24 protein-coding genes are annotated in these 24,960 nt (G+C 61.4%); 21 read left to right on the forward strand and 3 right to left on the reverse strand.

The features are described from left to right. The 13 genes from ACP59X_RS00005 (at window position 1) to ACP59X_RS00065 (ending at window position 16,099) form a co-directional block, all read left to right on the forward strand. Window positions 1–1,332, forward strand: coding sequence for a DnaA/Hda family protein (locus tag ACP59X_RS00005; protein WP_428563360.1), 1,332 nt, complete (start codon window positions 1–3; stop codon window positions 1,330–1,332). A 279-nt stretch (window positions 1,333–1,611) separates the two neighbouring features. Next, window positions 1,612–2,802, forward strand: a complete 1,191-nt coding sequence (gene dnaN, locus ACP59X_RS00010; RefSeq protein ID WP_428563362.1) for a DNA polymerase III subunit beta — start codon at window positions 1,612–1,614, stop codon at window positions 2,800–2,802. Next, complete coding sequence (gyrB, locus tag ACP59X_RS00015; RefSeq protein ID WP_428563364.1) at window positions 2,799–5,213, forward strand: DNA topoisomerase (ATP-hydrolyzing) subunit B; 2,415 nt, start codon at window positions 2,799–2,801, stop codon at window positions 5,211–5,213. The genes dnaN and gyrB overlap by 4 nt, the downstream gene beginning before the upstream one ends. Before the next feature lie 235 nt (window positions 5,214–5,448). Then, window positions 5,449–7,905: a DNA gyrase subunit A gene (gene gyrA / locus ACP59X_RS00020; protein WP_428563366.1), complete on the forward strand. Its 2,457-nt coding sequence runs from the start codon at window positions 5,449–5,451 to the stop codon at window positions 7,903–7,905. Beyond that, on the forward strand, window positions 7,905–8,687 hold the full coding sequence (locus ACP59X_RS00025; RefSeq protein ID WP_428563368.1) for a tetratricopeptide repeat protein: 783 nt from the start codon (window positions 7,905–7,907) through the stop codon (window positions 8,685–8,687). The genes gyrA and ACP59X_RS00025 overlap by 1 nt, the downstream gene beginning before the upstream one ends. A gap of 208 nt (window positions 8,688–8,895) precedes the next feature. After that, window positions 8,896–9,777, forward strand: a complete 882-nt coding sequence (locus ACP59X_RS00030; RefSeq protein WP_428563370.1) for a PilZ domain-containing protein — start codon at window positions 8,896–8,898, stop codon at window positions 9,775–9,777. Between the two features lie 33 nt (window positions 9,778–9,810). Next, the gene (gene coaBC / locus ACP59X_RS00035; RefSeq protein WP_428563372.1) at window positions 9,811–11,031 is read left to right on the forward strand and encodes a bifunctional phosphopantothenoylcysteine decarboxylase/phosphopantothenate--cysteine ligase CoaBC; all 1,221 of its coding nucleotides are present in this window, start codon (window positions 9,811–9,813) and stop codon (window positions 11,029–11,031) included. After that, window positions 11,007–11,612 carry a hypothetical protein gene (locus ACP59X_RS00040; protein WP_428563374.1) on the forward strand — a complete coding sequence of 202 codons (606 nt, stop codon included), beginning with the start codon at window positions 11,007–11,009 and terminating at the stop codon, window positions 11,610–11,612. The genes coaBC and ACP59X_RS00040 overlap by 25 nt, the downstream gene beginning before the upstream one ends. Continuing rightward, on the forward strand, window positions 11,584–12,915 hold the full coding sequence (locus ACP59X_RS00045) for an NfeD family protein (RefSeq protein WP_465250186.1): 1,332 nt from the start codon (window positions 11,584–11,586) through the stop codon (window positions 12,913–12,915). The genes ACP59X_RS00040 and ACP59X_RS00045 overlap by 29 nt, the downstream gene beginning before the upstream one ends. 30 nt (window positions 12,916–12,945) lie before the next feature. Beyond that, window positions 12,946–13,806 carry a slipin family protein gene (locus ACP59X_RS00050; protein ID WP_428563378.1) on the forward strand — a complete coding sequence of 287 codons (861 nt, stop codon included), beginning with the start codon at window positions 12,946–12,948 and terminating at the stop codon, window positions 13,804–13,806. A 59-nt stretch (window positions 13,807–13,865) separates the two neighbouring features. Then, window positions 13,866–14,873, forward strand: a complete 1,008-nt coding sequence (locus ACP59X_RS00055; protein ID WP_428563380.1) for an NAD-dependent epimerase — start codon at window positions 13,866–13,868, stop codon at window positions 14,871–14,873. 76 nt (window positions 14,874–14,949) lie between these two features. Then, window positions 14,950–15,240 carry a GAK system XXXCH domain-containing protein gene (locus ACP59X_RS00060; RefSeq protein WP_428563382.1) on the forward strand — a complete coding sequence of 97 codons (291 nt, stop codon included), beginning with the start codon at window positions 14,950–14,952 and terminating at the stop codon, window positions 15,238–15,240. A gap of 85 nt (window positions 15,241–15,325) precedes the next feature. Continuing rightward, the gene (locus ACP59X_RS00065) at window positions 15,326–16,099 is read left to right on the forward strand and encodes a ParA family protein (RefSeq protein ID WP_428563384.1); all 774 of its coding nucleotides are present in this window, start codon (window positions 15,326–15,328) and stop codon (window positions 16,097–16,099) included. Window positions 16,100–16,221: 122 nt separating this feature from the next. Here the strand turns inward: ACP59X_RS00065 and ACP59X_RS00070 are convergent, their stop codons facing one another. After that, window positions 16,222–16,656 carry a hypothetical protein gene (locus ACP59X_RS00070; protein ID WP_428563386.1) on the reverse strand — a complete coding sequence of 145 codons (435 nt, stop codon included), beginning with the start codon at window positions 16,654–16,656 and terminating at the stop codon, window positions 16,222–16,224. Between the two features lie 269 nt (window positions 16,657–16,925). On the opposite strand from ACP59X_RS00070, the gene ACP59X_RS00075 reads away from it, so the two are divergent. The 7 genes from ACP59X_RS00075 (at window position 16,926) to ACP59X_RS00105 (ending at window position 22,007) form a co-directional block, all read left to right on the forward strand. Next, window positions 16,926–17,861, forward strand: coding sequence for a ParB/RepB/Spo0J family partition protein (locus tag ACP59X_RS00075; RefSeq protein ID WP_428563388.1), 936 nt, complete (start codon window positions 16,926–16,928; stop codon window positions 17,859–17,861). A gap of 91 nt (window positions 17,862–17,952) precedes the next feature. After that, the gene (locus tag ACP59X_RS00080; protein ID WP_428563390.1) at window positions 17,953–18,285 is read left to right on the forward strand and encodes an STAS domain-containing protein; all 333 of its coding nucleotides are present in this window, start codon (window positions 17,953–17,955) and stop codon (window positions 18,283–18,285) included. Between the two features lie 11 nt (window positions 18,286–18,296). Beyond that, window positions 18,297–19,067: an ABC transporter permease gene (locus ACP59X_RS00085; RefSeq protein WP_428563392.1), complete on the forward strand. Its 771-nt coding sequence runs from the start codon at window positions 18,297–18,299 to the stop codon at window positions 19,065–19,067. Window positions 19,068–19,223: 156 nt separating this feature from the next. Further along, window positions 19,224–20,066, forward strand: coding sequence for an ABC transporter ATP-binding protein (locus tag ACP59X_RS00090; protein ID WP_428563394.1), 843 nt, complete (start codon window positions 19,224–19,226; stop codon window positions 20,064–20,066). Continuing rightward, a complete protein-coding gene (locus ACP59X_RS00095) occupies window positions 20,066–20,971 on the forward strand; it encodes an MlaD family protein (protein WP_428563396.1) in 906 nt (301 codons plus the stop codon). The genes ACP59X_RS00090 and ACP59X_RS00095 overlap by 1 nt, the downstream gene beginning before the upstream one ends. Before the next feature lie 2 nt (window positions 20,972–20,973). After that, window positions 20,974–21,606 carry an ABC-type transport auxiliary lipoprotein family protein gene (locus tag ACP59X_RS00100; RefSeq protein ID WP_428563398.1) on the forward strand — a complete coding sequence of 211 codons (633 nt, stop codon included), beginning with the start codon at window positions 20,974–20,976 and terminating at the stop codon, window positions 21,604–21,606. Between the two features lie 11 nt (window positions 21,607–21,617). After that, a complete protein-coding gene (locus tag ACP59X_RS00105; RefSeq protein ID WP_428563400.1) occupies window positions 21,618–22,007 on the forward strand; it encodes a DnaJ family domain-containing protein in 390 nt (129 codons plus the stop codon). Here ACP59X_RS00105 and ACP59X_RS00110 read toward each other — a convergent pair. Continuing rightward, window positions 21,985–22,608 carry a TetR/AcrR family transcriptional regulator gene (locus ACP59X_RS00110; RefSeq protein ID WP_428563402.1) on the reverse strand — a complete coding sequence of 208 codons (624 nt, stop codon included), beginning with the start codon at window positions 22,606–22,608 and terminating at the stop codon, window positions 21,985–21,987. The genes ACP59X_RS00105 and ACP59X_RS00110 overlap by 23 nt on opposite strands. A gap of 104 nt (window positions 22,609–22,712) precedes the next feature. Here ACP59X_RS00110 and ACP59X_RS00115 point away from each other — a divergent pair, with 104 nt between their 5' ends. Then, entirely contained in the window at window positions 22,713–23,996 is a 1,284-nt protein-coding gene (locus ACP59X_RS00115; protein WP_428563404.1) for an NAD(P)H-dependent oxidoreductase, read from the forward strand. On the opposite strand, the gene ACP59X_RS00120 is transcribed toward ACP59X_RS00115, so the two are convergent. Beyond that, a complete protein-coding gene (locus ACP59X_RS00120) occupies window positions 23,993–24,916 on the reverse strand; it encodes a glycosyltransferase family protein (protein WP_428563406.1) in 924 nt (307 codons plus the stop codon). The genes ACP59X_RS00115 and ACP59X_RS00120 overlap by 4 nt on opposite strands. Between the last annotated feature and the right edge of the window lie 44 nt (window positions 24,917–24,960).

Here is a 24,960-nt window from a genome sequence, read left to right on the forward strand (position 1 = left end):
ATGCCCATGACCGCATCCGGCGGCGGCGTGCTCGAAAACGATTTCCGCCAGCATTTGTCGCGGACCTGCCCCGAGCAGGATCTGCGCCGCTGGTTCGATCCGCTCGACCTTTCGGTCAGCCCGTCGGACCAGTCCTGTTACGTGCGTTTCCCCCACGCCTATTTCGCCGCCTGGTTCGAAGCCTCGGCCAAGGACCTGTTCGAAAAAGAGGTCCGCCGCTTTTTCGGGCCTTCCTTCGCCGTGCGCTACGAAACCCCCGGCGGCAACGGCCAGGCGAGCCATCCCCTGCCCGGCCTGGTCGCCGCCCGGGAATTCCCCTTTGGCCACCGCTTCACCTTCGACACCTTCCTGGCCAACGAAAAGAACCACTTCCCCCTGGCCCTGGCCCGGGAAGTGGCCCAGGGCGCCGAGGTCCGCTACAACCCGTTCCTTATTTGCGGGCCGCCGGGCTCGGGCAAGACCCATTTGCTGCGGGCCATGGCCAATGCCGCCTCGCGGGCCAAATCCGGCAACGCCGTCTTTTTCGGCTCCATCGCCGACATCCAGAACCGCTTCGCCGACGCCGGCCAAAACCGCCACGAAACCCGCAGCGCCATCGCCGGCAGCGATTGGCTGTTCGTCGACGAACTGACGGACCTGCGGCGCACGCCGGAACTGGAACAGGAGCTGGTCTTTTTGTTCAATGCCTTCCACGACGCCGGCAAGCAGATGGTTTTTACCAGCCGCGAGCGGGTGGCGGCCTGCGGCTTTTTCGGGGCGTCGCTCAAGTCCCGCCTGGAGTGGGGGCTCATGGTTCATTTGAAGTCCCCGGACCTGGACGTGCGCCTGGCCTGTGTGGAGCAGGCCAGCCGGGACAAGCGCCTGGGCCTGTCCCGGGACCAGGTTGCCACCCTTGCCAGCCGCTTCGAGGGCTTCCGCCAGCTCGAGGGCGTGCTGCTGCGCATCGAGGCCTACTGCCGCCACACCGGCCGGGACCTGACCGAGGCGGAATTCGCCCGCCATATCCGCCTCACCGAGGACCAGGCCATGCCGGAACTGTCGCCCGAGCGCGTGCTGGCCGTGTGCGCCGAGCATTTCGGGCTGCCCGTGGCCGATATCACCGGCACCTCCCGGCGCAAGGAACTGGTCTTCGCCCGCCAGGCGGCCATGGCCCTGTGCCGCACGCTGCTTGGCATGTCTTACCCGGCCCTGGGCAAGGTCTTTGGCGGCAAGGACCACAGCACGGTGCTGTATTCGATCCGAAAATTTCAAAAATTGCAGGATGATAACCGAGAAACGAAACTTCTTTTCCGGCAGTTGGCGAAAAAATGCCGCCAAGGCGGCCCGGCTTGAGGCCAAGGCAAGACGCGCCATCCCTTCGCGCCTTGCCCGTTCCCGGGAAGTTTCCTTTTTTCATGTACGATAACACTATGTTAACCGAAAAAGTGACATACGGGGCCCCCTCTATTGATCCCACAAAAAGAGTTCCATTTTTTATAAGAGAAGAATCTTCCCCCGCCCGATTTCCCGGTTCGGGAGCCCAGAAGGCGCGAGCCCTTTGGCCGCCGGAGGCTTTACGCCCGGCATCCTACGCAACAACGCCGCGCGGCAGCGCTGGTTAAGGAGACGCCCATGCAACTGAAGGTCTTTCGAAACGACATCATCGACGGCCTGCAAAAATCCTCGGCCATCATCCCGGCCAAGACCGGTGCCGCCTTCCTGCGCACCATCTGGCTCGAAGCCGCCCAGGGCGTCCTGCGCATCCTGTCCACGGACTCGAGCCTGGAATTCACCGGCCAGTACGCGGCCAAGGTGACCGAGGAAGGCCTGTGCGGCGTACAGGGCAAGAACTTCTTCGAACTCGTGCGCAAGCTCCCGCCGGGCGAGATCGGCCTGACCCTCGATGCCGCCTCGGGCAACCTGCTCATCAAGCAGGGATCCCGGCGCTACAAGCTGCCCGTGTCCGACCGCAACTGGTTCCAGAGCTTCGCCCCCTTCCCGGACGAGGCAGCCGTGACCTGGTCCGGCGACTTCCTCCAGGAGCTGCTCGACCGGGTGGCCTATTGCATTTCCGACGAGGATACCATGGAGGCCATGGCCTGCATGTACCTGCGCCCGGCCGGCGAGGCCCGGGTCGAAGTCTGCGGCCTAAACGGCCACCAGTTTTCCCTGGTCGGCTTTTTAAACGACGACATCCACGCCCTGCTGCCGGCCGAAGGCATCCTCATCCAGAAAAAATACGTGGCCGAACTCAAACGCTGGCTCACGGCCGACGAGATCGAACTGGCCATCAGCCAGAAGCGGCTGTTTTTCCGCTCCCAGCAAAAAGACCCGGCCGACGAAACAGCCACCCCCAAGATCGAGACCTTCAGCCTGCCCTTGAGCTACTACCAGTACCCGGACTACAACACCTTCGTTTCCAAGCTCAAAACCGACGACGTTTCGACTCTGACCATCGACCGCCTGGAACTGGTGGACGCCCTGGAGCGCGTGGCCATTTTCAACACCGACAACAACCGTTGCGCCTATTTCCTGTTCGAAGGCCCATCCGAGCTGTCCCTGCGCAGCCAGGGCCAGGAAGCCGGCGAAGCCAGCGAAACCCTGGAGTGCGCCTTCGCCGGGAGCCTGGACAAGGTGGCCTTCCCCACCAAGGACATCATCGATATCCTCGGCCATTTCGGTTCGGCCAAGGTGACCCTGACCCTGACCGGGGCCGAGGGGCCCTGCGGCATTACCGGGGAAGAAGACGCCGACAGCCTGGTCATCATCATGCCCATGAAAATCGTGGAAGAGACGTACTATAGCGAGGAAGACATCGCATGAGTCAGGAGAAGACGCCCCAGGCCTACGACGCCAGTTCCATCACCGTCCTGGAAGGCCTCTCGGCCGTGCGCAAACGCCCGGCCATGTACATCGGTTCCACCGACGGCCGGGGCCTGCATCATTTGGTCTACGAGGTCGTGGACAACTCCATCGACGAGTCCATGGCCGGCTACTGCGACCGCATCGGCGTGGCCATCCACCTGGACAACTCCGTGACCGTGACCGACAACGGCCGCGGCATCCCCGTGGACATGCACCCCAAGGAGGGCCGGCCGGCCGTCGAGGTCGTCATGACCGTGCTGCACGCCGGCGGCAAGTTCGACAACGACACCTACAAGGTGTCCGGCGGCCTGCACGGCGTGGGCGTCTCCGTGGTCAACGCCCTGTCGGAATACCTCGAAGTCACGGTGCGCCGCGACGGCAAGAAGCACCACCAGCGCTACGAGCGCGGCGTGCCGGTCACGCCCGTCACCGTCATCGGCGAGGCCGAATCCACCGGCACCACCATCCGCTTCAAGCCCGACGAGGAAATCTTCGAGACCAACCAGTTCTCCCACGAGACCCTGGCCAAGCGTTTCGAGGAACTGGCCTATCTCAACCGAGGCCTCGAAATCGACTTCCGCGACGAACGCACCAGCGAACGCGTGACCTACCGCTTCGACGGCGGGCTCAAGCGCTTCGTGGCCGACCTCAATGCCGGCGAACAGACCATCCACGACATCATCGAGGGCCTGGGCGAAATCGACGGCGTGGTTACGGACTTCGCCCTGCAATACAATGCCAATTACAAGGAAGAAGTCCTCACCTTCGCCAACAACATCCGCACCCGCGAAGGCGGCACCCACCTGGCCGGTTTCAAGACGGCGCTGACCCGGGCGATCAACGCCTATATCGAAAAAGCCGACATCCCCAAGAAGTTCAAACAGAAACTCACCGGCGACGACGTGCGCGAAGGGCTTACCGCCGTCATTTCCGTCAAGCTTCCCGGCCCCCAGTTCGAAGGCCAGACCAAGACCAAGCTCGGCAACTCCGAAGTGGCCGGCATCGTGGCCAAGGTCGTCTTCGAAGCCATCAACGTCCACTTCGAGGAAAACCCCAAGGACGCCAAAGCCATTGTCGAAAAGGCCGTGGATGCGGCCCGGGCCCGCGAAGCGGCCCGCAAGGCCAAGGAACTGGTGCGGCGCAAGGGGGCGCTGTCCGACCATTCGCTGCCCGGCAAGCTGGCCGACTGCCAGAGCAAGAACCCCGAGGAATCGGAACTGTTCATCGTCGAGGGCGACTCGGCCGGCGGCTCGGCCAAGCAGGGGCGCGACCCGCGCTTCCAGGCCATCCTGCCCCTTCGCGGCAAGATCCTCAACGTGGAGCGCACCCGCACCGACAAGATGCTTGGCAACAAGGAGATACGCAACCTCATCACGGCCATGGGACCCACGCCGACCATGGGCGATGACGAAAGCGAAGAGAAGGAAGCGGAAAACTACGCCCGCTTGCGCTACCACAAGATCGTCATCATGACCGACGCCGACGTGGACGGGGCGCACATCCGCACCCTGCTTTTGACCTTCTTTTTCCGCCGCTACGAAAAGCTCATTGAAAACGGCTACGTCTACATTGCCCAGCCGCCCCTGTACCGTGTCTTCAAGGGCGATTTCGAGCGCTTCATCAAGGACGACGAGGAACTTTCCTCGTTCCTCATGGGCCGCATAGGCCAGGACGTGACGGTATTTTCCGGCGAAAAAGCCTTTGCCGGCCAGGTGTTGACCGATCTCCTCGATCGCATCCGCTTCCTCGAGGCCCGCGTCCACGAAGCGGCTAGCTACGGCCTGCCCGACGACCTGCTGACCGCCTTGCTCGGCTATGTCCGCCTCACGCCCTCGGATTTCGCTGGCGAGGCCCTGCCTGACGGGATTTCGGCCTACATGGCGGAAAAGGGCTTTGCCGTGGAGATCGAAACCGAGGAGATGGACGAGGAAAAGCGCCTCTACGCCGTGTTCATCAGCCCCTCCCAGGCCAGGCACCGCATCGCCGTGGAGTTTTTCAGTTCCAAGATCTACCGCCGGGCCCACGAGACGTACGGGCAACTCCTGGCCGACTGCCCGGAACTCCCCTTGCGCATCGTGCGCAAGGAGGAAGGCCGCGAAGTGACCGGCTTCTTCGATTTATACAAGGCGGTGATGGACGATGCCTTGAAGGGGATCAATATCCAGCGTTACAAGGGCTTGGGTGAGATGAACCCGGAACAGCTCTGGGAAACCACCATGAACCCGGAAAAACGCAGCTTCCTCAAGGTGACCATCGAGGATGCCGGCGAAGCCAACGACATCTTCGACCAGCTCATGGGCGAAAAGGTCGAAGGCCGCCGCACGTTCATCGAACGCAACGCCTTGTCCGTGCGCGAGTTGGATATTTAGAAGAGGAAGATTTGGGGGAAACCTTTCTGGAGAAAGGTTTCCCCCAAACCCCCTTCTCAAGACTTTCAATGGGGTGATGGTACGCGAACCAAGTCAGGTTGCATCGCCCACTTCGCCCCCTTTCCAGGGGGTCCGGTGGGGATGATCCCCCCCGGTGGGGTCCAGGGGCAAAGCCCTTGGCCGCCGGAGGCATCAGCGCATCAGCGCATAGCATAGCGGCGCAGCGCGCATATCCATGGAGCGAACCGTGAGCAATGTGATCAACATCGAGGAAGAGCTCAAGAAGTCCTACCTGGAATACTCCTTGAGCGTCATCATCGGCCGGGCCATCCCGGACGTGCGCGACGGGCTCAAACCCGTGCATCGGCGCATCCTTTTCGCCATGCACGAGTTGTCCAACTCCTACAACCGGCCCTACAAGAAATCCGCCCGCGTCGTCGGTGATGTCATCGGTAAATACCACCCCCACGGCGACCAGTCCGTATACGATGCCTTGGTGCGCATGGCCCAGGATTTCTCCATGCGCGACCCCATCGTGGACGGCCAGGGCAACTTCGGCTCCATCGACGGCGATGCCGCGGCGGCCATGCGGTACACCGAAGTGCGCATGTCCCGCCTGGCCGGCGAATTCCTGGCCGACATCGATAAGGAAACCGTCGACTACCGGCCCAACTACGACAATTCGCTCAATGAGCCGCAGGTCCTGCCGACCAAGGTGCCCAACCTGCTGCTAAACGGCTCCTCGGGCATCGCCGTGGGCATGGCCACCAACATCCCGCCACACAACCTGGGCGAACTGTGCGACGGCCTGCTCCATCAGCTCGACAACCCACACTGCGACGTCCGCGAACTGACCGGTCTGGTCAAGGGGCCGGATTTCCCCACCGGCGCGGCCATCTACGGCGGCAAGGGCCTCGTCGAGGCCTACACCACCGGTCGGGGCAGCATCAAAATCCGGGGCAAGGTCGAGATCGAAGAGCGCAAGAAGGACCTGCAGGCCATTGTCATCCGCGAGATACCGTATGCGCTCAACAAGTCCTCGCTGGTGGAAAAGATCGCCGCGCTTATAAACGATCACCGTATCGAGGGTGTGTCCGACCTGCGCGACGAATCCGACCGCCGGGGCATCCGTATTGTCCTCGACCTTAAAAAGGGCATCATCCCGGACATCGTCGTCAATGCCCTGTACAAGTATACGCCGCTGGAAACGTCGTTTGGCATCAACATGCTGGTGGTGGCCGACAACCGGCCGGCCCTGCTCAATTTGAAGCAGGTCCTGGAGCACTTCCTGTCCCACCGCCGGGAAGTCATCCTGCGCCGCACGGCCTTCGACCTGCGCAAGTCCGAGGAGCGTGCCCACATCCTCGAAGGCCTGCGCATTGCCCTGGACAACATCGACGAGGTCGTCTCCATCATCCGCGCTTCCAAGACCGTGCAAGAAGCCCGGGAACGCTTGATGGAACGCTTCGAACTGTCCGAGCGCCAGGCCCAGGCCATTTTGGACATGCGCCTGCAACGGCTGACCAACCTGGAGCGCCAAAAGCTCATCGACGAGTACAACGAACTCATCAAGCTCATCGAGTACCTGCGCTCGATCCTCGAAAACGAGGAAGTGCTCCGGGGCGTCATCCGCGACGAAATCAAGGAACTCAAGGACCGCTACGCCACGCCGCGCAAGACCGAGATCCTCGAAGACCTGGAAGGCATCAACATCCTGGACCTCATCCCCGACGAGGATGTGGTCATTACCCTTTCCCGTCGCGGCTACATCAAGCGCACGAAGATCGACAACTACCAGCAGCAAAAACGCGGCGGCAAGGGCGTGGCCGGAGTTTCCACCTCGGGCGACGACTTTGTCCAGTCCTTTTGCGCCACCACCAACCACCAGCAGTTGCTATTATTTACCAACCTCGGCCGCATGTTCATGCTGCCCGTGCACCAGATCCCCGAAGGCCAGCGCACGGCCAAGGGGGCGCATATCGCCAACCTGCTGCCCATGGACAAGGAAGAGTTCGTGGCCACGGCCCTGGCCATTCGCGAGTTCTCTTTCGAGCGCTACTTCCTGTTTGTCACCAAGCGCGGCATGGTCAAGCGCTCCTGCACCGACCTCTACAAGAACTGCCGCAGCACGGGCATCATTGCCGTGACCTTGAAAGAGGGCGACGAGCTTTTGACGGTCAAGGAGATCGATGAAAACGCCGAAGTCCTGTTGGCCACCCAGCACGGTCTGTCCAACCGTTTCCGCATTGCCGCCATACGCCCCACGGGTCGGGCGGCGGCCGGCGTCAAGGGTATCGCGCTCAAGGGCGCCGACCGTGTGGCGGCCGGCGTCATCATGTCCGGCAAGGGCCGCGATGAAGTACTGACCATCTCGGCCAACGGCTACGGCAAACGGACCTCCATCGAGCATTACCCCTTGCGCAGCCGGGGCGGCTTTGGCGTCATCAACATGCGCGTCACCCCGAAAACCGGCCAGGTCATCGGCGCGGTCATGGTCACCGCGGACGACGAACTGTTGTTGCTGACTTCGGCCAACAAGATCATTCGCCTTTCCGTTTCCGGCATCAGTTCCGTCGGCCGGGCCACCCAGGGCGTCATGCTGGTGCGTATGGAAGACGAGGCCACGGTTACCGGATTCGATCTGGTCGATCCCAGTGACCTCAACCAATGCACGCCCACCGACGCTTCCTGATGCGGGCAGCCATGGCCTGCGGCCTGGTGCTTTTGCTTTTGTGCCAGGCCGCATGCCAACACGATGCGAGCACACGCGAAGCTTTGGCCCTCGAACCGGCGCGCAATGCGTTTTTGCACGGCGCGTATTTGCAGGCCGAGGAATTGTATCAGCACTATTTGCAAACACATGCCAAGGGGCCTTTCCGAGCCGAGGCCTGGCAACGGCTCGCGGATATCAATCAATACGTCCGCAATACCCCGGAGAAAACAGTCACGCTTCTGGAAACCGGTTTGCTGGAATTTGAAGCCAACCCGGAACTTTCGCGCCAGTTTCGCCTGCGTATTGCTCGGTTGCGGCTCCAAATGCATGAGTATGACGCCGCAGCCCGGTCGTACAGCCAACTCTTAGCCGACCCCCCCTTGGATCCCTCTTTATCGGCTGCCCTTTTTCAGGAATTTTCCCAGGCTAGCCTCCAAGCCGGGCATCCCGGCACTGCCCTCGGTCTTTTGCGCACCTGCCGTCAAACACTGCCTTCCGGCCCACCCCGGTTTGACTGTTCACTATCCTTGGCCCGGTTGTTTGTGCAGCAAAACCAATTGGCCGAAGCGGAATCTCTTTTGCATGAGCTTTACGAGGATCCCGCAGCCCCACCGGCATCCCAAGGCCAGGCTGGTTTTTTGCTGGCCATGTTGCTGGAAAACCGGCTGGACAGGACGCAAGCAAAAAGCATCTATCACAAGATATTAGCATATTATCCCAACCCGTTGGCGGTTCAGATTCGACTGCGGCACTTGCAATAAATGAGGACTCGTTCAAAATGGCTGGATGCCTTTTTTGTCATGAAGGAGTCTTCAAGGAAGGTTGCTTTCGGCTTGAGAGTTTTTACCATTGTAGAAGTGTTTGAAACTTTGAAATTTTCTCCTGGGCGAGTTGATTTTCTGTAGAATAATATTGAGTATTACTATTTCTTGAGTAAAGTGTTCTTGTTTTCTACCATTGGAAGCTATTATGGTTTTGGATCTTTTCCGAAAAAATATTTCTTCCCGTGAAGAAGAACAACAACGGCAAAAAAATGCCGCAATTCTCGATTTGGCCCTTTTACAACGATCAAAGATCCATATTCAGTTCGACCAAACTTTGACAAATCTTTCTGGCGTCAGTGGTACCATCCTGGCTTTGAATACAAATGGTATCATCTTGGAATTGAGCGGTGTTTCCAGTCTGAAGGACCGATTTATCGGTCAACCATTGACCTGCTTTCTCAAAATCGTGGAACGTGATGATCGTCACCGGGAAATTTTTTATAATTTCCAATCCACTATTTTACGAGTCAAAAATCTTGCTGATAAACCTCCGCAAATAGCTGTTTCTTTTCCGACGCATCTTCAAGGCGCGCAGCGACGTAAAAGCTTGCGCATGAAGCCGGATTTACAGCAATTTGCGCATATCGCTTTATGGAAATATGATTCCAGCGGGGGGTTTGATATCGCAAAACCCACCGTAGGCCTCAGTCACTTCAAGTCGACCCATGCAAGTATCGAAAATCTTTCCGCAGGTGGCCTCCGTATCACGCTTCGAAAGGCCTTGCTGAAAGAACAAGGCATTGCGCCCCAGAAAGGGCATCGATTTATCCTTTTTACCACTTTTTCCGAAATCATCCCTAAAATACGCCATGAATATTGGCTTGTCTGCAAAGTCAACAATATTCAGCCCAATCCCGTCAGCGGTGATATTATTTTGGGCCTCGAGTTTGTCGCCAATGGCGTACGCCAACCGGAATCCGGCAAAGTCGAATGGTCCAAGATCGAAGACAACGTCATCGATGATCTTGCCCAGCGTATTTATCAGTGGCATGTCAACCTGTATCGCAACAAAGGTATCTCCGGCTGACCCCTCCCGGATTACCGGCACGACGGAATTCCCATGTCTCACGCCCATTGCGATTTTACCGGCTATCACGGCCGGCGTGTGCATTTTGGCGTCACCGGTTCCATTGCCGCCTTCAAGACGCTTTCCTTGATGCGGCGCATCCTGGCCAGCGGTGCCAGTGTGGGCATTACGCTGACCGAGGCCGCCACCCGGTTTGTCACACCCCTGTCCTTCGAAGCCTTGGGCGCCGATCCGGTGCAATACGACATGTTTGCCCCCGAGGCCGCTCATTTTGCCCATCTGGCCCCGGCCCAGGCCGCCGACGTGTATGCCGTTGTGCCGGCCACGGCCAATACCCTGGCGAAACTGGCTCATGGCTTGGCCGATGACCTGCTTTCCTGCCAGGTTTTGGCCTTCGAGGGTCCTCTGCTTCTTGCCCCGGCCATGAATCCCAGGCTGTGGCGGGCGGCAGCCACCCAGGCCAATTGGAACACCCTTGTCTCGCGCGGCGCCGTCGGCATCGCCCCGGATTGCGGCGAAATGGCTTGCGGGGAATCGGGCCAGGGCCGCCTGGCCGAAGACAACGCCATTGTCACGGCCATCCTCAAAGCACTGACCTCCCAGGACATGGCTGGCAAACGCGTGCTGGTGAGCCTTGGCCCCACACGCGAATATTTCGATGCCGCCCGGTTCTGGTCCAATCCCTCGACCGGGCTGATGGGCGCCTGCCTTGCCATGGCCGCCTGGCTGCGCGGCGCTGCGGTCACGGTTGTCAGCGGGCCGGTTTCCTGGTGGTTTCCCGCCGACATCCCGGTCGTTTCCGTCACCAGCGCAGCCCAGATGTACGAGGCTTGCCTGGAAGTCTGGCCGCAAAGTGACATGGGGGTCATGACTGCGGCCGTGGCCGATTTCAGCCCCCTCCCCCACCCCGGCGGCGGCAAATTCAAAAAGGAAACGGCAAACGGCCAATCCCCTCTGGTCTTTTTACCGACGCGTGATATTTTACAAGCCATGGGCGAGGCCAAGCGCGCAGGGCAGATCCTTGTGGGGTTTTGCGCGGAAACGGATGATTTGGCTGCCAATGCCCAAGGCAAACTGACGCGCAAACACTGTGACGTGATCGTAGCCAATCCCATTGGTCGGCCGGAGAGCGGCTTCGCTTCCCCGCGAAACGAGGCCATGATTTTTTCCGCAACGGGCCGTCAGGAAACCTGGGAATCCTTGGCTAAAACGGAAATGGCCTGGAAGATATGGGACTTCACGATTCCATCCTAGACGTGCCGGAACGGCTGCGCATCTGGCAATTGGCCGGGGTTCGGTACTTCTACTGCGATCCCGACCTGGCTGCGGTTGCTTCCGTCGCGCCACCTTCCTTTGCCCAGGAGCAGGTGCCCCCTGCTGTGCCCGTCTTGACGACGGTTGCCGATGACCCCGCTACCTGGCCGGCTCCCTGGCCGGCTTTTTTTGCCAAGGCCCCAGCCCAGCCCCGCGTGGTGCTCACCTACGCCGCCTTGGGCGACGACTTGACGGGCAACCCCGACCCGCGGCGTGGGCCTATGTGGCGGCGCCTTTTTACGGACAGCGGCCTGGCTGGAAAAAACCTGTTGGCTTTTTGGCCGGTTTGCTTGCCTCGGGAATCCGATCCCGCCCTTTCCCTTTCCCTTTTTTTGTCCGGGTTGCGCCTTTTGCGCCCGCGTTTGTTGGCTGTTTTTGGAGATGGCGCCGCAAGCCGCCTGACGCCTTTGGCACCAGGGCTGCTTCCGGAAAATACGCGCTACCTGCCTGACCCGAATGTCTTGCTTGAAGGCGACAAGGAGGTCTGGGACCATGTGGCATCGATTCTGGGTTCCGTGTAGCTTTGTCCTTTGTTGCCTCCTTCTGCCTCTTCCCTGCGCGGCACAACCTGTTGCGCTCAACGTCGGTCCGGTCCCTGTCCTGAGCCTGTCCATCGACACCGCCTTGACGCCCCTTCAGGCCGACGCCCTGGACCAGGCCCTGCGCAAGGCCCAGGACATGTCCGCCGCTTTCATTTTACTGCGCTTGGACACGCCCGGTGGCAGCGTGGACATCATGCGGCGCATGGTCAAATCCATCCGCCAAAGCCCTGTGCCGGTAGCGGTCTGGATTGGCCCATCCGGCGCCCATACCGCTTCGGCGGGCGTATTTCTCGTTGCCGCTTCCCCATTCGCGGCCATGGCCCCGGAAACGACCATCGGTTCGGCCTCGCCGGTGGGCCTTGGCGGCGGGGATTTGGGGAAAACACTCGACGCCAAGATTCGCAACGATCTGCAAAGCCTGGTTCGTTCCCTGGCCGAGGCCACGGGCCGCAACGCCGCCTGGTATCAACGCTCGGTGAGCGAAGCCGCCAGTTTGACGGCTGCCGAAGCGGTCAGGGAGCGCGTGGTCGATTTCCTGGCCATCAGTCCCGAGGATTATGCCCAGCAACTCGGCAAGCGTGGCTTGGCCACGGCGGATGGCCTCATGCGTTTTCAAGGCTCCCAGGTGCGTTTTGAACCCTTCGATGCCGGCCTGCGCCATACACTCTTGTCCTGGCTCCTTGATCCGCAAATAGCTTATATCCTGCTGCTGGTCGGCGTAGCCGGCCTCTTTTTCGAACTGACCACCCCCGGGGCCGTCCTCCCTGGGGTCGTCGGCGGACTGTGCCTGCTGCCGGCGCTTTACGCCTTGTCCATCCTGCCGACCAATGCCACCGGCCTGCTGCTGCTTTTTTTCGGCGCCGGCCTTTTTCTCCTGGAAATCCACATTACCAGTTATGGCCTGCTCAGCCTCGCCGGCTTGGCCGCCCTTTTTACCGGGTCGCTGCTGCTTTTTGACGGCCAAGGCGCCGAACCTCTTTCCCTTGGCCTGGTCAGCCCTACCGTTATTGGCGTAAGCCTTATCCTGGCCGGGGCTGGTTGGCTTCTGGCCAAGGCCCAACGCCAAAAACCCCGGACCGGACGCGAAGCCTTGCCAGGGCAGGCCGCGCAGGTGCGCCATTGGGAAGGCTCGCAAGGCAAGGTGTTTGTTCGCGGCGAATTATGGGATGCTGTGTTGGATGCGGACGCTGCCGGCAACCGGCCCGTCGTTGCCGGCGATACCGTCCGCATTGTGTCCATACAGGATATGGTGCTCGTGGTGGCACCGTTTCCGCAACCCTGAAGGCTGTCGCGGCCCGTAAAGGAGGTGCCCATGCTGGCCCTGCTTCCCATTCTCGCCATAGTGGCCTTTCTCATCGTCACTTCGTTGCGCGTGCTCAATGAATACGAGCGTGGTGTGGTCTTTCGCCTAGGCCGGGTCATCGGCGCCAAAGGCCCTGGCCTGATCCTTCTTTTTCCAGTCATTGACCGCATGACAAAAGTATCCTTGCGGACATTTGCCATGGATGTTCCGAACCAGGATGTCATTACCCGTGATAATGTCAGCATCAAGGTCAACGCTGTTGTCTATTTTCGCGTCATTGAACCGATCAAAGCTATCCTCGAAGTCGAGGATTACATGTATGCAACCTCACAAATTTCGCAGACAACATTACGCAGTGTCTGTGGTGGCGTTGAGCTCGACGAGATTCTTGCGCATCGCGACAAGGTAAACGAGCAGGTTCAAAGTATTTTGGACCTGCACGCCGGCCCCTGGGGCATCAAGGTCGCTAACGTCGAACTCAAATACATTGATTTGCCCCAGGAAATGCAACGCGCCATGGCCAAGCAGGCCGAAGCCGAACGGGAACGACGGGCCAAGATCATCAACGCCGAAGGCGAATACCAGGCTTCCCGCCGCCTGGCCCAGGCCGCCGAGATCATCGCCGTTCGCCCGGAAGCCCTGCAATTACGGTACTTACAGACCATGCGCGAGATGGCTTCGGAAAGTCAGGCCGCCACAATCTTGCCTATTCCACTTGATTTTATCCGCTCTTTTTTTCATGTTCCGGGCCGTGTCGAGGGGGTTGCCCAGCAGTCCCCCCCGGCTGCGGCAGACCCCATGCGGACTTCCACCCCAGCAACGGAGCCTGAGCCTACAAGCCCACTCCAAGACGGCGATGCGCGAATCTGACCCGCGATCTTTCCGGTAAGGCCGATCGCGCGCGTTTTTTTTCGTCAGCAAAAGGAACCATGAACATCCTTGTCACCGGCGCGGCCGGCTTTATCGGCTTTCATCTGTGTCGCCGTTTTCTTTCCATGGGCTTTTCTGTTACCGGCCTTGACAATTTGAGCCCGTATTATTCCGTCGCTTTGAAAAAAGACCGTATTGCCATGTTGTCCCAGAATGCCCACTTTTCCTTTATTCAGGCCGAGATGGCCGATCGGGCAGCCATCAACGCGATTTTCGACAAGGGCGGCTTTACGCATGTGGTCAACCTGGCCGCCCAGGCCGGCGTCCGCCACAGCTTGACCCATCCCGACGACTACATGAACGCCAATGTGATGGGCTATTTCAACATCCTGGAAAATTGCCGGCAACATGCGGTAAAGCATTTCGTCTTCGCTTCTTCCAGTTCCGTCTACGGGCTCAACACGTCCATGCCTTTTTCGGTCCACGACAATGTGGACCATCCCATCAGCCTCTATGCCGCTTCCAAGAAATCCAACGAGTTGATGGCCCACTCCTACAGTTATTTGTTTGGCCTTCCCTGTACCGGGCTGCGCTTTTTCACGGTCTACGGCCCCTGGGGCCGGCCGGATATGGCCTTGTTTCTGTTCACCAAGGCCATTTTGGCGGGCGAACCCATCCAGGTTTTCAATCATGGCCGCATGGAACGTGACTTCACCTATATCGATGACATAGTCGAAGGTGTGGTCCGCGTTACCCTCAATACCGCTGCGCCCAATCCCGATTGGAACCCGGCCCAGCCCGATCCGAGCACCAGTGTCGCACCGTATCGGCTCTATAATATTGGCAATAATACCAGTGTTTCCCTTTTGCGCTTCATCGAATGCATCGAGGAGGCCCTGGGCAAGAAAGCCATCATGGAAATGATGCCCCTGCAACCGGGCGATGTACCGGCCACCCGGGCCAATGTGGACGATCTTGTCCGGGATGTGGGTTTCCAACCGGCTACCCCCTTGGAAACGGGTATCGCCCGTTTCATCGACTGGTACCGTGAATATTACCTGCAATGATGTTGACAGGATGGCGTCGGTCCTCTAATCGAACTTGGGAAAACTTCACAAACCGCCTCAAGGACGGACTCGGGAGATGGAATTCCAGACCACGAAACGTGATCTCGAAACTGTTTTCACGCATATCCAGAACCAGGTCGCGGAAGCGAGTCTGCCTGACGAGGCGTCGGTCAATCGACTCGTCCGTTTGGCCCGCAAACTCCATCAGCTTGCCGATGAGGATTGGGTGGACGAAGCTGAGGATTTTTCGCATCTTGCCGGCCAACTCCTCAACGCCGTCAAAAAGGGCGATGTGGAAGACTGTGTCATGCTCGTCGAATCCTTGGACGATGCCCAATCCTTTTGCCACCGGATGTTCCGCGACTAGACCCGTCGGCCTGTTTCACGTGAAACAGGGGGCGCGCGGACCCGGTCACTGGGAAAAGGGCCGGTAGCGGCCAAGGAGTCGATACATGGCCCGGGTCATCGTCATCGCCAACCAGAAAGGCGGCGTGGGCAAAACGACCACCGCCGTGAATCTGGCCGCTTCCCTGGCGGTCATGGAAAAAAAAACCCTGCTCATCGACTGCGACCCGCAAGCCAATGCCGGCAGCGGATTGTCCATCTATCCGGAAAAAGTCCGCGACAACCTCTATTCCGTGCTCTACGAACCCGAGCGGGCCAGTCAGGCCGTGCTGGGCACGGAGTTGCCCTGCCTCAAGGTGCTGCCGTCCGGACCGGACCTCGTGGCCGCGGATATCGAACTCGTGGACAAGCCCGGCCGTGAATACTATCTGCGCACGCTCGTCCAGGGCCTGGTCGACGCATACGACTACATCCTGCTCGACTGCCCGCCGTCCCTGGGCCTGGTGACCCTCAACGCCCTGTGCGCGGCCACGGAAATGCTTGTGCCGCTGCAGTGCGAATACTACGCCCTGGAAGGCATCGCCCAGTTGCTGCGGACCTACGACCTCGTGCGCAAACGGTTCAACAACCGCCTGGCCCTGCTGGGCGTGGTCCTGACCATGTACGACGGGCGTAACAAGCTCAATCGCCACGTCAAGCGGGAAGTCTGGAAGTGTTTTCCCAAGCTCTATTTCCAGACGCTCATTCCCCGCAACATCCGCCTGTCCGAAGCCCCGAGTTACGGCAAGCCCGTGCTCACCCATGATATCAAATCACGCGGCGCCGAAGCCTATCTGTCCCTGGCCCAGGAAGTCGTCCGACGCCGGCCGGCCGGGAATTGAAGGGCGCCCCGACAAAAAGGCCGCTTCCGGAAGGAGGCGGCCTTTTTTTGTGTACAAAGGGCGTTGCCTGGGTTGGAGAAGCGGTCTTTTCAAAAGGGAATGATCGCGTAAAGGGCCGGGGATCAGGAACACCGTTCCACGTAGGGAAGGCATTCCACGGTCAGATGTTTCTTGAAATGTTTTTTGAGGATCAAGGACTTGCACGACTGGCACTGGAAGGTTACGAGTCCTCCCAGGTTGGCGCCGCGCAGGCGGAACCTGCGGGGTTCGTCGGCGCGCCAGTCCGGCGTGGACGCGCCGCAGTGGGCACAGGCCACATCGTAGGCCGGGGGATAGGTGAAATCCCAATAGGCGAGCAGGGATTCCCATTCGGCAACCGGCTCGGGCCTCTCCTCGGGTTGGGGCCGACAGGACGGGTCCAGTTCGTACAGGGCGCGTTCCAGGATCGGCAAGGCCTTGTCCCGGATGCGCGACCACAGTTCGGCACTGATGTGGACGCCGCGGGCCTGGCCGGCGGCATCGAACAGTTCCAGGAAATGCGAGGAAATCGGGGGCACGAATTGCTCCTGGTTGCGGGTCGTTGGGAGAGGGGCGCGGTGCTGGGCAACCGCCCGTCGCATATGGTAGCGCATGGGCCGGGCGCGTCAAGGGACGCGACAAGAGACGGTCGCAGGGCCGCCCATGAAAACGGGACCAGGAAAAACGTCACCGATCCGTCGCCCGGTCCCGTTGCTTTGCCCGCGACAACGACGCGGTAAACGGGTAAGAGAAGGCAATGCGGCCGGGTGTGCACCACGGCCAACGTTGCGAAGAAGGAAGAGCCTGCATGGCGCAAGCCCAAAAAGGACTGGGCCGGGGCCTCGATGCCCTGCTCGGCGGTTATCGTGAAGAGCAATCGCGGGAAAGTTCCGTCAGCCTGCCGCTGGGTGTCATCCGGGCCAATCCCGATCAGCCCAGGCGGGTGTTCGAACCTGGGGCCTTGGCCGAGTTGGCCGATTCGATCCGGGAGCAGGGTTTGTTGCAGCCGGTGCTGGTGCGGCCCGTGGCCGGCACGGACGGGGTGAGTCACGAGATCGTGGCCGGCGAACGTCGCTGGCGCGCGGCAAAATTGGCCGGGTTGACCGAGATCCCGGTCATCGTGCGCGATGTGGACGACGAGCAGGGCCTGGCCCTGGCCCTGGTCGAAAACCTCCAGCGCGAGAATCTCAATCCCATGGAAGAGGCCACCGGGTTTCACCTGCTGACCACGCGTTTCGGCCTGAGCCAGGAAGTCTTGGCCAGGACCGTGGGCAAGAGTCGCCCGGCCGTGGCCAATGCCCTGCGCCTGCTGCAATTGCCCGAGGCCATGCAGGCCGATGTGTCCGGGGGCCAGCTCACGGCCGGCCATGCCCGGGCGCTTTTGGCCGTGGCCGAGGCCGGGCTGCGCGAGGCTTTGTGGCGGCGGATCGTGGAGCAGGGCTTGAGCGTGCGCGAGGCCGAGGACGCGGCCAACCACGTCAAGGCCCATGGCGTGTTGCCGGTGGCTTCGGAAAAAACCCCCTCGGCCACGACCCGACGGGAGAAAACCAAAGCCGCGCCGGATAAGCTGCTGGCCGACCTCGAAGGCGTGCTGACGCAGCGGGCCGGGGTCATGGCCAAGGCCGCGGGTTCGGTGGACCATGGCCGCATCACGTTCCATTTCAGTTCGCGCCGCGAACTGGAGGGGTTGCTCGATCATTTCGGTCTGTCCGGGCTGGTCGTGGCGGACGGCGACGGTGTCTGACAAGCGGTGGGCGATGGGGTCCGGTACCCCGGTCCCGAAGTAGGACGGTGGAGCGCGGCGCTTCGGGGGCGCCGGAAAGGCTGGGACGGATTTGAGCGAATCCAAGGGGCAACAGGCTGTCGGCTGGCGTTTGACCGCCGGGGAGGTGCCCGGTGTGGTGGTCTTTGCGGGCGAAATCGATTTTTCGGTGACGCCGCGGGTCCGGGAGCGGCTGTGGGAACTCCTGGGCGGCACAACCGGCGAGGTCGTCCTGGATATGGCCGACCTGGCCTATATTGATAGCTCCGGCCTGGCGCTGCTGCTGGAACTGCGCAAGCAGTTGCTGGAAAAAAACCGGACCGTGCGCATCCGTACCATCGGCTCGCAGGTGCGCAAACTGCTCCATCTCACCCAGCTCGGCGAGATGTTCGGGTTGCCGGAATAGGACGCCGCGCGATGCCGGGGGCTGCCAGCGATACCGGGGTGTTTGTCTGGCTCGTCATGCGCCTTTGGGGCTGCATCCGGTCCAGCCTCCGTTTCTGGCGCCGTTCCAAGGCCTACCAGCGTTCGCGCCTGTGGTCCCACCTCTCCTGGATCGGTGCCGATTCGCTGGGCATCATCAGCGTCATCGCCGCCTGCGTGGGCATCATCCTGGCCCTGCAATCGGCCACCCAGCTGGAAAAGGTCGGCGCGCTCAGCTATGTGGCCAATCTGGTCGGCTTTTCCATCGCCACGGAACTGGGGCCGCTGTTGACCTGCCTGATCCTGGCCGGCCGGGCCGGGGCGGCCTTTACCGCCGAGATCGCCACCATGCGCATCTCCGAGGAAATCGACGCCTTGGAGGTCATGGGCATCGACCCGGTCCGCTTCCTGATCTGGCCGAAGTTCGTGGCCATGGCCGTCATGGCCCCCCTGCTCACCTTGTGGTGCGATGGCGTGGGCATCAGCGCCGGCGGCATTTTTTCCACCCTGGCCTTGGGGCTGTCGGGCAAGGCCTATTTCCTGCAAACCGCCCATTTCCTGACCCTGCGCGACATCGCGTCGGGGCTGGTCAAAAGCGCGGGCTTCGGCGTCGCCATCACGCTGATATCCTGCTGGCAGGGCTTGCTGGCCCGGGAAGGCGCGGCCGACGTGGGCCGGCGCACCACCCGGGCGGTGGTGCAATCCATTTTTTTCATGATCCTTTTGGATTTGTTTTTTACGGCCCTCAATTATATGTTCCGATGAGTTGGGAAAAATACGGCACAGCCGACACCGGATGTTGGGCTGCCTGGGCCGTACCCGGTAAGGGTGTGTTGTCGCGGGCGCGATGGGGTGCGGCCGCCGGAGGTGCGACTGCCGTTCCCCGTTTTGCCGCTGCCATGGTCAAAAAGGAGTGTTGCCGTGTCTGGCCGCCTGGAGTCGCCGGAAATCGCCTTGCGCGACGTGAGTGTGGGCTACGGCGAGCGCACAGTGCTCTCCGGCGTGCGCACGGTGCTGCCCGGCGGCCGCATCAGCGTGATCCTCGGCGGCTCGGGCTGTGGCAAATCGACGCTGCTGCGCAACATCATCGGCCTTGTGCCCATCCAGTCCGGCAGCATCGCCCTGAATGGCCGGGACATGGCCGCCATGGACGCGGCCGAGCGGCTGGCCATGCGCCGCCGCATGGGCGTACTCTTCCAGGATGGGGCGCTGCTCGGTTCCATGCGCCTGGGGGAGAACATCGCCCTGCCCCTTCGCGAACACACCGACCTGTCGGATTCGCTCATCGAGGAAGTGGTGCACCTCAAGCTGCGCCTGGTGGGGCTGGCCGACTTCATGGACTATTTTCCCAGTGAACTGTCGGGCGGCATGCGCAAGCGGGCCGGGCTGGCCAGGGCCATGGCCCTCGATCCGGCGGTGCTGTTGTGCGACGAGCCGACCTCGGGCCTCGACCCGGTCACGGCCGCGGACATGGACCAGTTGGTGCTGGAGCTCAAGGCCACCTTTGACATGACCATTGTCGTGGTCACCCACGATCTGGCCAGCCTCTACGCCATCGCCGACCATGTGGTGGTGCTGCGCGACGGGCGGATGCTGTTCGAGGGCAGCCTGCCCGCCTTGGCTGCCTGCGACGACCTCTTTATCCGCCAGTTCCTGGGGCGGATGCCGTCACGGGAAAGCAAGGTGTTGCCCGGGACCTGGGCCGAACTGGTCGCCGGGCGTCATCCGGGGCCTGCCGGCCCCGGCGAGCTAGGGAGGGCCTGATGCTGTCGGCACGGGCGAGCAAGTCCGAATACGCCAAGGCCATTGGAACGCTGTTTCTGGGGTTGTGTATCCTCGGCGCGTTCATGGTGGTGCTCGGCGGCAATTGGTTTTGGGTCAAATACGACAAATTCCGTATCTATTTCACTTCGGTCAAGGATTTGAGCCCGGGGCGGACCGTCAAATACGCCGGGTTGGACATCGGCCGGGTGGCCGCCATTGACCTGGATCCGACCAATCCCCGGCGCATCGCCGTGGACATTGATGTCCGCAAGGGCTTTCCGCTCTACACGGGCACGGTGGCCCGCATCGCGCAAAAGGGGCTGGTGGGCGATTATTACGTGCTGCTGGAGCTGCGGGGGGAACCCGGCCCGCGCCTGGCACCGGGGGCCGACCTGCCGGCGGTTTCCACCATGGACATGCAGGAACTGGCGGCCAAGGCCGGGGAAATGCTCGATGACGTCCGGCCCAAGATCAACGATATCGCGGATAATATCGCCAAGCTTTTCACCCCCGAAAATACCGAATCCCTCAAGCGGGCCCTGGAAGGGACACCCCAGTTGGTGGCGGACCTGCGCCTGGCGGCCAACGATTTCCGCCGCAACTGGGAAACGCTTTCGGCCAAGGGCGGCACGGCCGCGGACAGCCTGGACAAAACCCTGCGCCGCATGGAAAAGGCCGTAACCAGCCTGGAAACCGAGTTGACCAAGACGTTGACGAATTTCCGCAAGCAGGGTGACAGCGTGGGCGGGCTCATCGGCGACGTGCGCCAGGGGTTTGCCTACGATCAGGAACAGTTGGAGGACATTCTCAAAAATCTCAACCGGACCAGTCGCGAGATCAAGGAGCTTTCCGGTCGGCTGCGCGAGCGGCCCTGGGAGTTGTTGCGGCCGTCCACGGGAAAATAGGCATGACTATCGTGCAATTCGGCTGGCGTTGTCTGGTGGGCCTGCTTGTCGCGGCCAGCCTGGCCGGGTGTTTCGGCAAACCGCCGCCCCCCCCACGCTATTTGCGGGTGGAACTCGACGGGGTCCCCTGCCCCGGCGAAACCGGCGCTCAGCATCGGCTGCCGCTCGGTTTCAAGGGGCTGACGGCCCTGGAGAACCTGGACCGCACCGCCGTGCTGACCGCCCGCGACCGGGTGCTCACGGCCAGCCTCGAATACTATTGGGAAGGCCCGCCCCAGGACGTGGTCGGCCGGGCCCTGCGCCAGGGCATCGAATGCCAGTCCACGGGCCTGACCCCGGTGGACTATCAGCCGCGCGTGGCCCACGAGGCGGTGCTCACCGGCCAGGTCACGGCGTTTAACGTCGAGGAGACCGAGGGCGGCCGGTTCGTGGTCTCGGTGCACCTGGACCTGTGGACCAGGAACCTGACCACCCGGGTTTCCTCGGGCGATTTCAATGCCTATTATCCGCTGGAGAACTTCAACGGCCAAACCGTCGCCGCCGCCGCATCCAACGCCCTGGGCCGCATCGTGCCCAAGGTGGTGGAATGGCTCGACGGCGGCATGCCCAAGCTGCAAAAAGCCTTGGCCCAGTAAAGGGGGACGCCATGCTGCGGGCGGTCGCATTCATTGCCGAGCAACGCATCGCCGAGGCCATGAACCGGGGGGAGTTCGACAACCTCGAAGGCCAGGGCAGGAAAATCGTCTACGAGGACGAGTCATTGATCCCGGAAGACCTGCGCATGGCCTATAAGATCCTCAAGAACGCCGGGTATGTGCCCCAGGAGTTGCTGGAGGAAAAAGAGATCGTCACGGCCACGGAACTGCTCGCGGCGGCTACCGACGAGCAGGAACGCTACCGCCAGATGCAAAAGCTCAATTTCCTCGTGACCAAGGTCAATGCCCGGCGCCGCCGGCCCGTGGACCTGGAAAAGGACCAGGTCTATTACCAGAAGGTCGTGGAGCGCGTGTCCGTCAAGAGCCGCGATCCGAAATAAGCAGGCCACGCAGCAACAATTCGCAGGCCGATTCGCTCACCGCCCTGCCCTCTTCCCGATCCTCGCCGCACGGCGCGAGCCGCCCGGCAATGGCCAGTTCAGTAAGCCCGTGGACCATGGCCCAGACTGCCATGGCCAGGCGCTCCACAGGTTCGTCCCGGAAAATGCCGGCCGCCTTGCTGCTGGCAAGGGAGGCAAGCAGTGCTTCGAACGCGGCGCGCCCGGCTTCGATCAACTCCGGTTGTTCGCCGACGCCGCATGGGCGCTGGCCGAACATCAGCCTGTACATGGCGGGATGCTTGCGGCCAAGTTCGATGTAGCGTCGGCAGGAAGCGAAATAACGCGCCCGGGGGTCTTCGGGATGCTCTCGGGCGCAGATGCCCAGGGCATGGGTGAGGCGCGTAAAGCCGCGTACCGCCAAGGCGGCAAGCAGATCGGCCTTGTCGGTAAAATGCCGGTAGGGCGCGGCGTGGCTGACGCTGGTCTCCCGGGCCAAAGCGCGCAGGCTGAGGGCCTCTGTGCCTTCCGATTCCAAAAGCCGCTCGCCGGCATCAAGGAGAGCTTGGCGAAGATTACCGTGATGATAGGGAGATGGGGACATGGAGCCTCGGCGGCGCTTTTTCGCAACGTAATGTTGACAATGACAACATAGGGTATTAAGCTATGTTGCTGTTAGCAACATACGCGAGATCGGAGGATGCGGCAATGGGGGACACATGGCTTGTTCTGGATGCGTTGCCGGAAAACACGCAAGGCATGGATGCGGTGCGCGCCGTTGTAGGTGATGCGATCAGGGCCAAGGGGGTCGATTGTGATAGCATCGTTCTAGAAAGGTGCGATGTTTCGCCATGCAAGGGTTGTTTCGGCTGCTGGGTGCAAACGCCTGGTATATGCAGGGGCAACGATCCCGCCAGAGAGCTGTGCGCGCGCATCGCCCGCGCGCCTACCATCGTGCTTCTGTCGCCGGTATCCTTCGGCGGCTATGCCAGCGCACTGAAAATACCGCTTGAACGGGGGGTCTTGCCGGTACTCCTGCCCTTTTTCCAGAAAGTAAACGGGCGGACGCGTCATTTGGTCAGATACGCGCAGACGCCAGATATGGTGGGCATTGGCTGGCTGCCGCGGCCTGATGCGGAGCTCGAAACAACATTTCGAGGCGTGGTGGCCAGGAATGCGGCGAATATGCTTTCCCGCCGGCACATGGCGGTCGTCCTTAACGGCTCGCAGACGCTGATGGAAATGCGGGCGCAGGTGGAAGCAACTTTGGGCGAAGAGGCATTGAAGAAGGTAAAAAGACGACAAAAAATAACATTGATCAATGGTTCGCCCAAAAAATCGAAAAGCCATTCCTCGGTATTTGAATCGTATTTGCACAAGAAAATGGAAGAAGCCGGAGCAGCTGTTTCCCGGGTGCATGCGTTGGCTGCGTATACGGACGGACAGATGTTTTCTCGACTGGCCGAGAGCCTTGACGAAGCGGACGGGGTGGCCCTTATCTACCCGCTTTATGCCGACCAGTTGCCGGGCCATCTCGTGTCCGTGCTGGAGAGGATTGCGGCCAGGCGCGGGGAAATCGCGCCACCTCGCCGGCAACGGTTCATGGCCGTGGCCCAGTGCGGTTTTCCGGAAGCGGTCAACAACGATGCGTCCCTGGAGATCTGCCGCCATTTTGCCCGGGAAGCCTCGTTTACCTGGCTGGGTGGCTGTTCCATCGGCGGTGGTGGCCTCTACGAGGGCAAGGATTTGGACAAGCTGGGCTGGCTCGGCCGCAAGGCGCGAAAAGCCCTGGACGCCAAAGCCGCGTTGCTGGTCGCCGAGCAGGAAGCTGATGCCGTGGCGGTACGAAATAGCGAGGTGCCCTGCCCCGTGCCGTCCTGGCTGTACCTGGCCATGGCCAGTCGGGCCTGGACGCGATCCCTTCGGGCCGACAAGGGCGGTATCGACGGCTATGCCAGGCCCTACGCCGATGAGACGGCCAAAATGGCTTAAATGGTCCGTATGGGCTGATCCTGGCTTAACGAAAGGAAAAAGCGGCGGTCGGCGTCCTTTAGGGGCAACTGTTCGTCCGTGGCCAGCATGGCGTAGGCCTTGCGGACTTCGGCGCGCACGGCCGCGAGCTGGTGTACCCGACTGGCCGGGGCGCCCGATGCGGCCAGGCGGCTGGCCAGGGCCAGGATGGTCTTGGCCCTGGCTTGGACCGTGTGCCGGGAGAGCACCTTCCCCTGCCCCGCTACGGCGATGTCCGCCAAGTTGGGGTCCGCAAGGGCCCGCAAGGCCAGGCGGGCGGCCTCGGCCGCATCGCCGCGCCGATAGGTGAGCAGGTCCTGGCCCGGGGTAAACAGGTCGGTCAAGCCGTTGCCGATCGCTTCGGTCAAAAGGGCCGCGCCGCAGGCCATGGCCTCGAAGACCCGGAAATTGATTTCCCCGGCCGCGCTCTGGTTGAGTACCAGGCGGCTGCGGGCAAATACCGGGGCAAAATCGCCGGACGCCATGACCAGGGGGGCTTTTTTGCGAAAGGCCCGCAAAAAGGGTTTGCGTCCGGCATTGACGCGGCCGTCCAGGGTGCCGACAAAGGAAACCGGGATATCGCGGGGCTGACCCGGGTCGGCCGCGCGGGCGGGGTCGCAAAAAAGCGGCAGCCAGTGGACCGAACGGCCCTGTGGTGAGGAGGCGAACAGGGGGAGATAGTCCTTCTGGGCCACGCAGACGGCGTCGAAACCGGCGCTGTAGGGCATGTGCCAGGGATGCATGTACTGATCCACGGAATAGCCGATAACGACCGCCGGTGCGGTTTCGAAGCCGAAAATCCAGGGTATCTGGCAGGCGTCGTACCAGAAGACGAGATCGGGGACGAAGCCGCGGCCCGCAAGCAAGGCCGAAAATCGACGGGCGGAAAGGGGTTCGGTCAAGCGAATGTCACAACCGGGGTCGGCGCCAAGCGACAGGACGTCAT

The sequence above is a fragment of the Solidesulfovibrio sp. DCME genome, from assembly GCF_049995385.1.
Classification (GTDB): Bacteria; Desulfobacterota; Desulfovibrionia; order Desulfovibrionales; family Desulfovibrionaceae; genus Solidesulfovibrio.

Excerpts from the sequence above, each read along its gene's own strand:
- ACP59X_RS00005 (WP_428563360.1), top strand. The coding sequence starts at position 1 with ATGCCCATGACCGCATCCGGCGGCGGCGTGCTCGAAAACGATTTCCGC.
- dnaN (WP_428563362.1), top strand. The coding sequence starts at position 1,612 with ATGCAACTGAAGGTCTTTCGAAACGACATCATCGACGGCCTGCAAAAA.
- gyrB (WP_428563364.1), top strand. The coding sequence starts at position 2,799 with ATGAGTCAGGAGAAGACGCCCCAGGCCTACGACGCCAGTTCCATCACC.
- gyrA (WP_428563366.1), top strand. The coding sequence starts at position 5,449 with ATGGAGCGAACCGTGAGCAATGTGATCAACATCGAGGAAGAGCTCAAG.
- ACP59X_RS00025 (WP_428563368.1), top strand. The coding sequence starts at position 7,905 with ATGCGGGCAGCCATGGCCTGCGGCCTGGTGCTTTTGCTTTTGTGCCAG.
- ACP59X_RS00030 (WP_428563370.1), top strand. The coding sequence starts at position 8,896 with ATGGTTTTGGATCTTTTCCGAAAAAATATTTCTTCCCGTGAAGAAGAA.
- coaBC (WP_428563372.1), top strand. The coding sequence starts at position 9,811 with ATGTCTCACGCCCATTGCGATTTTACCGGCTATCACGGCCGGCGTGTG.
- ACP59X_RS00040 (WP_428563374.1), top strand. The coding sequence starts at position 11,007 with ATGGGACTTCACGATTCCATCCTAGACGTGCCGGAACGGCTGCGCATC.
- ACP59X_RS00045 (WP_465250186.1), top strand. The coding sequence starts at position 11,584 with ATGTGGCATCGATTCTGGGTTCCGTGTAGCTTTGTCCTTTGTTGCCTC.
- ACP59X_RS00050 (WP_428563378.1), top strand. The coding sequence starts at position 12,946 with ATGCTGGCCCTGCTTCCCATTCTCGCCATAGTGGCCTTTCTCATCGTC.
- ACP59X_RS00055 (WP_428563380.1), top strand. The coding sequence starts at position 13,866 with ATGAACATCCTTGTCACCGGCGCGGCCGGCTTTATCGGCTTTCATCTG.
- ACP59X_RS00060 (WP_428563382.1), top strand. The coding sequence starts at position 14,950 with ATGGAATTCCAGACCACGAAACGTGATCTCGAAACTGTTTTCACGCAT.
- ACP59X_RS00065 (WP_428563384.1), top strand. The coding sequence starts at position 15,326 with ATGGCCCGGGTCATCGTCATCGCCAACCAGAAAGGCGGCGTGGGCAAA.
- ACP59X_RS00075 (WP_428563388.1), top strand. The coding sequence starts at position 16,926 with ATGGCGCAAGCCCAAAAAGGACTGGGCCGGGGCCTCGATGCCCTGCTC.
- ACP59X_RS00085 (WP_428563392.1), top strand. The coding sequence starts at position 18,297 with ATGCCGGGGGCTGCCAGCGATACCGGGGTGTTTGTCTGGCTCGTCATG.
- ACP59X_RS00095 (WP_428563396.1), top strand. The coding sequence starts at position 20,066 with ATGCTGTCGGCACGGGCGAGCAAGTCCGAATACGCCAAGGCCATTGGA.
- ACP59X_RS00100 (WP_428563398.1), top strand. The coding sequence starts at position 20,974 with ATGACTATCGTGCAATTCGGCTGGCGTTGTCTGGTGGGCCTGCTTGTC.
- ACP59X_RS00105 (WP_428563400.1), top strand. The coding sequence starts at position 21,618 with ATGCTGCGGGCGGTCGCATTCATTGCCGAGCAACGCATCGCCGAGGCC.
- ACP59X_RS00110 (WP_428563402.1), bottom strand. The coding sequence starts at position 22,608 with ATGTCCCCATCTCCCTATCATCACGGTAATCTTCGCCAAGCTCTCCTT.
- ACP59X_RS00115 (WP_428563404.1), top strand. The coding sequence starts at position 22,713 with ATGGGGGACACATGGCTTGTTCTGGATGCGTTGCCGGAAAACACGCAA.